Source organism: Streptomyces sp. NPDC004658 (genome assembly GCF_040609555.1).
In the GTDB taxonomy this organism is placed as follows: Bacteria; Actinomycetota; Actinomycetes; order Streptomycetales; family Streptomycetaceae; genus Streptomyces.
Genome location: NZ_JBEXKG010000237.1, coordinates 1 through 8,475, shown reverse-complemented (window position 1 = coordinate 8,475; position 8,475 = coordinate 1). Strand labels below are relative to the sequence as shown.

The 8,475-nt window shown below is 70.5% G+C and carries 6 protein-coding genes and 2 pseudogenes; 3 read left to right on the top strand and 5 right to left on the bottom strand.

The genetic code is table 11. From position 1 onward, the window contains the following. A pseudogene (locus ABZV94_RS38345) lies at positions 1–225 on the bottom strand (hypothetical protein); the annotation flags it as partial. A gap of 337 nt (positions 226–562) precedes the next feature. Here ABZV94_RS38345 and ABZV94_RS38340 point away from each other — a divergent pair. Next, a complete protein-coding gene (locus ABZV94_RS38340; RefSeq protein ID WP_356349139.1) occupies positions 563–1,039 on the top strand; it encodes an Rv3235 family protein in 477 nt (158 codons plus the stop codon). Between the two features lie 230 nt (positions 1,040–1,269). On the opposite strand, the gene secA is transcribed toward ABZV94_RS38340, so the two are convergent. After that, a complete protein-coding gene (gene secA / locus ABZV94_RS38335; RefSeq protein WP_356349137.1) occupies positions 1,270–4,080 on the bottom strand; it encodes a preprotein translocase subunit SecA in 2,811 nt (936 codons plus the stop codon). Positions 4,081–4,333: 253 nt separating this feature from the next. Here secA and ABZV94_RS38330 point away from each other — a divergent pair, with 253 nt between their 5' ends. Both ABZV94_RS38330 and ABZV94_RS38325 read left to right on the top strand, forming a co-directional pair. Further along, positions 4,334–4,903 (top strand): GNAT family N-acetyltransferase, encoded by a 570-nt coding sequence (locus ABZV94_RS38330; RefSeq protein WP_356349135.1) that lies wholly within the window; start codon positions 4,334–4,336, stop codon positions 4,901–4,903. Between the two features lie 70 nt (positions 4,904–4,973). Continuing rightward, entirely contained in the window at positions 4,974–6,149 is a 1,176-nt protein-coding gene (locus tag ABZV94_RS38325; protein WP_356349133.1) for a crosslink repair DNA glycosylase YcaQ family protein, read from the top strand. 3 nt (positions 6,150–6,152) lie between these two features. Here ABZV94_RS38325 and ABZV94_RS38320 read toward each other — a convergent pair whose 3' ends face one another. The 3 genes and pseudogenes from ABZV94_RS38320 to ABZV94_RS38310 form a co-directional block, all read right to left on the bottom strand. Further along, on the bottom strand, positions 6,153–6,899 hold the full coding sequence (locus ABZV94_RS38320) for a response regulator transcription factor (protein ID WP_356349131.1): 747 nt from the start codon (positions 6,897–6,899) through the stop codon (positions 6,153–6,155). A gap of 203 nt (positions 6,900–7,102) precedes the next feature. After that, a complete protein-coding gene (gene raiA / locus ABZV94_RS38315; protein ID WP_356349129.1) occupies positions 7,103–7,834 on the bottom strand; it encodes a ribosome-associated translation inhibitor RaiA in 732 nt (243 codons plus the stop codon). Between the two features lie 279 nt (positions 7,835–8,113). Beyond that, positions 8,114–8,475: pseudogene (locus ABZV94_RS38310) on the bottom strand (hypothetical protein); the annotation flags it as partial.

Genomic DNA, 8,475 nt, shown 5'->3' with positions numbered 1-8,475 from the left:
CACGACCCGGCGCCGTACCGCGCCCGGGTCGGCCGCGAGCAGCCGCAGCGAGGCCAGCGCGGCCCGGCCGAGCGCGGCGTACTCCAGCTCCTCGATGTCCTCGGAGAGGTACCACTCGCGCAGCGCGGGCGTGACGGCGTACGCGACGAAGGGGCCGGTCCCCAGCTCACCCGTCTTGTACGCCTCGGCGAGGGCGGGGAGGGTCAGGGGGACGTAGACGCGCATGCTGGCCGCTCTTTCCTGTTCCTGGTCGAAGGCTCCGCTGGAACCTCGGGGAGGGCGGCTGGCGCGGCTCCCGGAGGGCCTTCAGGATACGTGCGGCCGTCCCCTTTCGGACCCCTGCCCGCATCCGCGGAGGCGTCCACCCCAGTCCCGCGATTCACCCTCTCCGGCCGCTTGGCCACGGGGCGCAGCACCCCCTGGATCCCTCGGATAGGTGAACATCCCTGGCCCTCTCCCCGGCACCGCCGTCTCCTTGCGGCCCCCTCCGGCGCCCCGTACAAGATCCCCACCATCTGGTTACCGCCCGGTATCCCCCGGGCCCGCCGAACGGGGACACCCCATGAACAAGGTCATGAGCCGTACCGCCCAGCCCCGACCGCGGCACCGCCCGCCGACCCGCCGCGACTCCCGCCGCCCCGGCGGTGCCCCGCCCCGCACGCCCCTGCGGCCGGCGGCGGCACGGCCGGAGGCGGCCCGTACGCAGCCCGGACCGGCCGTACGGCAGCCCCGGCCCACCGACCTCTTCGCCGAGCGGCTGCTGGCCGTCCTGAGCGGTCAGCGGCCCGTCCACTGGATGCTGCGGCACACCGCGGGCCGCGCCTACGACGACCTCGCCCGCCTCGCCGAACGCGGCCCCCTGCGCGTCCTCGGCTCCCGCCCGGTCGTCCAGGACATCGGCTACTACGTCCCCAGCCAGGGCGCCCTGGAGGTCTTCGCCCGCATCGCCGCCGGGGACCGGCTACGCGCGATGGCGTTCCGCCTGGAACTGGGCAAGGACCTGCGCTGGCGCTGCACGGCGGTGGAAACCGGGCCGTAGGAGGCCGGGTCAGGCTCCGGTGGAAACGGGCCGTAGGAGTCCGGGCCGCCGCCAGGGTGGGGGCGCTGTGGCCGGTCGCGCGGCTCCCCGCGCCCTGGGGCCACGGTGGCCGACGCCCCGCACCGTGCCGCACCGCACACCGGGGGACACCGCACACCGGGGGACGCGGAAGGGCCGGGTCCCCGAGGGAACCCGGCCCTTCTCAACCGCTGGGGCGCCGCAGGCGGACGCTACTTCTTGCGGCGCCGCCCGCCCTTGGCCTGCCTGCGCCGCTCGGCCCGGGTGAGGCCGTCCGACGCGGAGCGCACCGGCTCGTCCTCCTCCAGGTCACGCTCGACGATGCCGCCCTCGCCGTCCACCGTCGGCGCGGAGAAGTGCAGGTCCCGCCGCTGCGGGACGTCCAGCCCCTTCGCGCGGATCTCCGGACGCGCGCCCGCCTGCGCGGGCACCGTGTCCTGGACGCCCTCGCCCACCGGCTGGGCCTCCTCGACCGGGACCTCCTCGACCTGCTGCTCGACCTGGACTTCCAGGTTGAACAGGTAGCCGACGGACTCCTCCTTGATGCCGTCCATCATCGCGGTGAACATGTCGAAGCCCTCGCGCTGGTACTCCACCAGCGGGTCCTTCTGCGCCATCGCGCGCAGGCCGATGCCCTCCTGGAGGTAGTCCATCTCGTAGAGGTGCTCGCGCCACTTGCGGTCCAGGACCGACAGCACGACCCGGCGCTCCAGCTCACGCATGATCTCGGAGCCGAGCTGCGCCTCGCGGGCCTCGTACTGCTCGTGGATGTCCTCCTTGATGGACTCCTCGATGAACTCGGCCGTCAGACCGGCCCGGTCGCCGGCCGCCTCCTCCAGCTCCTCGACGGTGACCTTCACCGGGTACAGCTGCCGGAAGGCACCCCACAGCCGGTCCAGGTCCCAGTCCTCCGGGAAGCCCTCGGAGGTCTCGGCCCGGACGTAGGCCTCGATGGTGTCGTCCATGAAGTGCCGGATCTGCTCGTGCAGGTCCTCGCCCTCCAGGACGCGCCGGCGCTCGCCGTAGATGACCTCGCGCTGCCGGTTGAGGACCTCGTCGTACTTCAGGACGTTCTTGCGGGTCTCGAAGTTCTGCGTCTCGACCTGGGCCTGCGCGGACGCGATCGCGCGCGTGACCATCTTGTTCTCGATCGGCACGTCGTCCGGCACGTTGGCCATCGACATCACGCGCTCGACCATCTGGGCCTTGAACAGGCGCATCAGGTCGTCGCCCAGCGACAGGTAGAAGCGGGACTCGCCCGGGTCGCCCTGACGGCCGGAACGGCCGCGCAGCTGGTTGTCGATCCGCCGCGACTCGTGCCGCTCGGTACCGAGGACGTAGAGGCCGCCCAGCGCCTCGACCTCCTCCTTCTCCGCCTTGACGGCCTGTTCGGCCTTCTCCAGGGCGGCGGGCAGGGCAGCGGCCCACTCCTCGATGTGCTCCTCGGGGTCGAGGCCGCGCTGGCGCAGCTCCGCCTCGGCGAGGTCCTCGGGGTTGCCGCCGAGCTTGATGTCCGTACCACGGCCGGCCATGTTGGTGGCCACGGTCACGGCGCCCTTGCGGCCGGCCTGGGCGACGATCTGCGCCTCGCGCTCGTGGTGCTTGGCGTTCAGCACCTCGTGCTGGATGCCGCGCTTGCTGAGCTGCTGCGAGAGGTACTCCGACTTCTCGACGGAGGTCGTGCCGACGAGGATCGGCTGGCCCTTCTCGTGCTTCTCGGCGATGTCGTCCACGACCGCCTCGAACTTGGCCACCTCGGTGCGGTAGATCAGGTCCGACTGGTCCTTGCGGATCATCGGCTTGTTGGTCGGGATCGGGACCACGCCGAGCTTGTAGATCTGGTGGAACTCGGCGGCCTCGGTCATCGCCGTACCGGTCATGCCGGAGAGCTTCTTGTAGAGGCGGAAGAAGTTCTGGAGGGTGATCGTGGCGAGCGTCTGGTTCTCGTCCTTGATGTCCACCCCTTCCTTCGCCTCGATCGCCTGGTGCATGCCCTCGTTGTAGCGGCGGCCGGCGAGGATACGGCCGGTGTGCTCGTCGACGATCATGACTTCGCCGTCGATGACGACGTAGTCCTTGTCCTTCTTGAAGAGTTCCTTGGCCTTGATGGCGTTGTTCAGGTAACCCACGAGCGGGGTGTTCACCGACTCGTAGAGGTTGTCGATGCCCAGCCAGTCCTCGACCTTGCTGACACCGGACTCGTGGATGGCGACCGTGCGCTTCTTCTCGTCGACGTCGTAGTCGCCGGTCTCCTCGATGCCCTTGAGCGGGTTGCCCGCCTCGCCGCGCTTGAGGCGCGTGACCAGCTTGGCGAAGTCGCCGTACCACTTGGTGGCCTGGTCGGCCGGGCCGGAGATGATCAGCGGCGTGCGGGCCTCGTCGATGAGGATGGAGTCGACCTCGTCGACGATGGCGAAGTTGTGGCCGCGCTGCACCAGCTCGTCCTTCGACCACGCCATGTTGTCGCGCAGGTAGTCGAAGCCGAACTCGTTGTTCGTGCCGTAGGTGATGTCGCACGCGTACTGCTCGCGGCGCTGGGCCGGCGTCATGTTGGCGAGGATGCAGCCGACGCTCAGGCCCAGGAACTTGTGGACGCGGCCCATCATCTCGGAGTCGCGCTCGGCCAGGTAGTCGTTGACCGTGATGAGGTGGACGCCGTCCCCGGACAGGGCGTTCAGGTACGCGGGCAGCGTACCGACGAGGGTCTTGCCCTCACCGGTCTTCATCTCGGCCACGTAGCCGAGGTGGAGCGCGGCACCGCCCATCAGCTGCACGTCGTAGTGCCGCTGGCCGAGCACGCGCTTGGCGGCCTCGCGCACCGTGGCGAACGCCTCGGGGAGCAGGTCGTCCAGGCTCTCACCGTCGGCGTAGCGCTGCCGGTACTCGTCGGTGAGGGCCCGCAGCTCGGCGTCGGAGAGGTCGACGAAGTCCTCTTCGATGGAGTTGACCTGGTCCGCGATGCGGTGCAGCTTGCGCAGGATCTTGCCTTCGCCTGCACGCATGATCTTCGAGAGGACGGACACGGGGGCTGGTCTCCTTGCCGGTCGGGCCTGGGACGGTCGGTTTTCCTTCTGACGTACTGAGCAACGGCCATCGTATGCGAGGACCCGGCCGCGCCGGGAGGCCTGGCGGCCCGACGGCTGCTTCACCCGGGACAACGGACGGGGCCGCCGGATAGTGCCGCACCGGCGCCAGGAATTACGCGAAACGTGATCGCACGCTCACGCGTCGCGATATTCCGTGGCCCGGCCGGGGCGGTCCGAGCAGAATCGGGCGATGGAACCCGTCACGCTCACCACGGACCGCCTCCTGCTGCGCGCGGTCGGCCCCGCCGACACCGACGCGGTCTACGAGGCCGCGCAGGATCCCGACATCCAGCGCTGGACCGTCATCCCCTCCCCCTATCTCCCGGAGCACGCGATCGGCTTCACGGAGCAGGCCGTCCCGGACGGCTGGGCGCAGGGCTCGATGTTCACCTTCGGCGTCTTCCTCGCGGGCGGGGAACTGGCCGCCATGCTCGCCCTGACGATGCGCTCACCGGGCACGGCCGAGGTCGGCTTCTGGGCCGCCAAGGAACACCGCGGCAACGGGTACGTCGTGGAGGCCGCGCTCACCGCCTGCCGGTGGGTCTTCACCGAGGTCGGCGTCGACCGCGTCGAATGGCGGGCCGAGGTCGGCAACCACGCCTCCCGCGCGGTCGCCGAACGCGCGGGCTTCACCATCGAGGGCACCCTGCGCTCCGCCCTCAACAACAAGGGCGTGCGCCGCGACTGCTGGGTCGGCTCCCTGCTTCCCTCGGACCTGGGCCTGCCCTCCACGGCCCCGTACCTGCCCGCCCGGTCCTGACCTGGCCGCGGGCCCCGAGGAACGCGCAGCCCATCGCGTGCTGTCAGTGGCACCCTCTATCGTCCGACGCATGACGACCCTTCCGCGCCCGACGACCACTCTCACCGCGGACGACGCCCGCCGGATCGCCCTGCGGGCCCAGGGCCTGCTCGGCGCGCCCGACCGGCGCGCGGGCGTCCGCGGGCTGCTGCGCCACCTCGGCGCGGTCCAGCTCGACACGATCTCCGTGCTCGCCCGCTCCCACGAACTCGTGCCCTACGCCCGGCTGGGCGCGGTCGGCCGCAAGGCCGTGGAGGCCGCGTACTGGGCGGACGCCCATGCCTTCGAGTACTGGTCGCACGCGGCCTGCATCCTCCCCATCGAGGAGTGGCCGCACTTCGCCTTCCGCCGCCGTGCCTACCGCAACCGCCCGCACTGGCACCACGAACTCCCCGACGGCGCCTACGACCAGGTCATCAAGCAGCTCCGCGCGGAGGGCCCGCTGACCGCCACCGAACTGGGCGGCGCGAAGAAGACGAACGACTGGTGGGACTGGTCGGGCACGAAGGTCGCCGTGGAGCGCGCGCTGATGTACGGCGAGGTGGTGTGCGTGGAGCGGCGCGGCTGGAAGCGGGTGTACGACCTGGCCGAGCGCGCGGTCCCGGCGGAGCTGCTCCACGACGAGCTGGACGACTCCGAGTGCCTGCGCCGTCTGGTCCGGCTGGCGGGCGAGTCGCTCGGGGTCGGCACGCGCGCGGACATCGCGGACTACCACCGCCTCAAGGGCGAGCAGGTCGACGCGGTGATCGCCGACTCCGGTCTGGTGCCGGTCGAGGTCGAGGGCTGGGGCAGGCCCGCCTGGGCGGACCCGGCGGCCCTGGCGACACCGCCGCGCGGCCGGCACCGCACGACCCTGCTGTCGCCGTTCGACTCGCTGATCTGGGAGCGGGCGCGCACGGAGCGGATCTTCGGCTTCACCCACCGGCTGGAGGCGTACGTCCCGAGGCCCAAGCGGGTCTACGGCTACTTCGCGATGCCGGTGCTCGCCGGCGGCCGGCTGGTCGGGCGTGTCGACCCGGCCCGGGAGGGCCGCACGCTGGTGGCCAAGCAGGTCACCCTGGACGGTCCCAAGGCGGTGCCGGCGGTCGCCCAGGCCCTGGTCGAGGCGGCGGGGTGGGTCAACTGCACCGACGTCCGCGTGGAGCGGGTGGACGCACCCGAGCTGCGCGAGGCCCTGGGCAGGGAACTCGCCGGGCTGCTCGGATAGGCGCTAGCGGATCTCCAGGATCTTCTCCCGCATCGCGTAGACCACGGCCTCCATCCGGGAATGCAGCTGCAGCTTCTCCAGGATGTTGCGGACGTGGTTCTTCACGGTGTTCTCGGAGATGAACAGTTCCTTGGCGATGTCCCGGTTGTTCATGCCCGTGGCGACGAGCTTGAGGACCTCCAGCTCACGGTCGGTCAGCCGGGGCGCGGGCACCAGCCGGCGTTCGTCGGTGCGCTGGATCATCGACTTGAACTCGGTGAGGAGTTTCGACGCCATCGACGGGCTGATCTGCGACTGTCCGTCCGCCACCGCGCGAATGGCGGTGGCCACCTCGTCGGTCGAGATCTCCTTGAGCAGGTATCCGGTCGCGCCCGCCTTGATCGCGTCGTAGAGGTCGGCCTCCTCGTCGCTGATCGTCAGCATGATGATCTTCGCGCTGGGAGCCACCTCCTTGATGGAGGTGCAGGCCTCGATCCCGCCGCGCTTGGGCATGCGGACGTCCATCAGCACGATGTCGGGCAGCAGGTCGGCGGCCTTGTCGACGGCCTCGGCCCCGTCGCCCGCCTCGCCGACGACCTGGATGTCCTCCTCGGCGGCGAGCACGATCTCCAGGCCGCGCCGGAAGAGTGCGTGGTCGTCCACGACCAGGACTCTGATCGGCTCGTCGCGCGACGAGCCCGCGTCGGGGTCCCTGCCGATGACATCGTCGTCGGCGTCCCCGTCCCGCATCGGTCCGAAGGTGTCCGCCATCGTTCCTCCCCCTGAAGGCTGTGGCCTGTGGTTCTGTGCCATCGCCAACCCAAGGCAGCGGCCCACCGGTTGGGCCGGTGCGGCCATGATTTCATGCCCGGGCGGCACCGGGGTGACGTGCGGGGCGCGAAGTGGTCGCACACCGGTGCCCCTGGGGGCGCACATGCGCTCCAGGGGCACCCGCACAGCTTCAGCCGGGGGGATCAGCCGCCCAGTGTGCCACCCGCCGCGGGGGGCTGCGCCTGCGCCTCGGCGACCATCGGGTCGGTGCTGAGGTGGATCACGCCGTAGTCGTAGGCGTGTCGCCGGTAGACGACGCTGGGTTCCTTCGTCTCGGAGTCGACGAACAAGTAGAAGTCATGGCCGACCAGTTCCATCTCGTACAGGGCCTGGTCGAGCGTCATCGGGGAGGCGACGTGGGTCTTCTCGCGGACGACGAGGGGGCCTTCACCCTTGACCTCCAGCGAGCCGATCTTCTTGGTCGGGACTCCGTCCGTCTCCTCCTCCTGGACGGGGAGGCCGCTGCCGTTCAGGGTGGCCGCGCCAGGGACGTGGTCGGGGACCTCTGCCGCCGAGATCCGGCGCGCGCCACGGCGCGAGAACCGCTTGTCGTGCTGCTTGCGCAGCCGGGCATCCAGCTTCTCCGCCGCCAGGTCGAGCGCCGCGTACGGATCGCTGGCCGCTGCCTCCGCCCGGATCACCGGACCGCGGGAGCGGAGCGTGATCTCCACTCGGTCGCAGCGGTCGGCCTGTCGGGGGTTCGGCTCCTTGGACACCTCGACGTCGAGGCTGATCACCTTGGCATCGAGCCTCTGGATCTTCTCCAGCTTCAGCTTCTCGGCCACGTGCTTGCGGAACCGCTCGGGCACCTCGGTCTTGCGGCCCTTGACGACGATGTCCACGCAGAACTCCGTTCCCGGATCGCTCCGCAGCATCGGCGGAGCATCTCCCTTTCGCACCAGGTCCGGTGATCACCGGACCTCGGACTCGGTGACTTCCACCTCCTCCTCCCCCATGGGCGAGATCTCCACCCCACCGGCGCGGGTGATTGCTGAAAACCCGCGGCACGGCATTCGGATATGAGAGGTGTGGCCTGCGCCTTTCCTCTCACCCGAACATATCTCGCCCGGACGGACGGCGTCACCCTCTACTGCGGCGTACCTCCATTCAGGTGAATTACCCCTGTCACTAGCTGGAACGATGCAAGTTGACGATCAGTTCCTGTCCATTTCGAAAGAATCGTGGGGAGCCGCGATCACGGCGGCATGAAGGACCCGCCGCAGGGCGTTCGGCACCGCTTTTTCCGGTGCACCATGCACCGACTCCCCTCTTCCGGACAGCGCACCGATCCGTCGTTCCTCCCTACCTTCCCGAGTTGTGGCCGCATACACGGCCGTCCTGCCCCCGCGAGGGGACCCGGCCGCCTCCCGCAGGGCCCGCGCCGCCTCCGCGAGGCTGGCGCCCGTCGTCATCAGGTCGTCGCCGTCGGGCAGGGTGCGGATGAAGCGGTCCGCGTGGGCCGCCCGGGCCGCCTCCTCGATCTCCCCGCGCGTGACCTCGCGCGAGGCGCCGTACG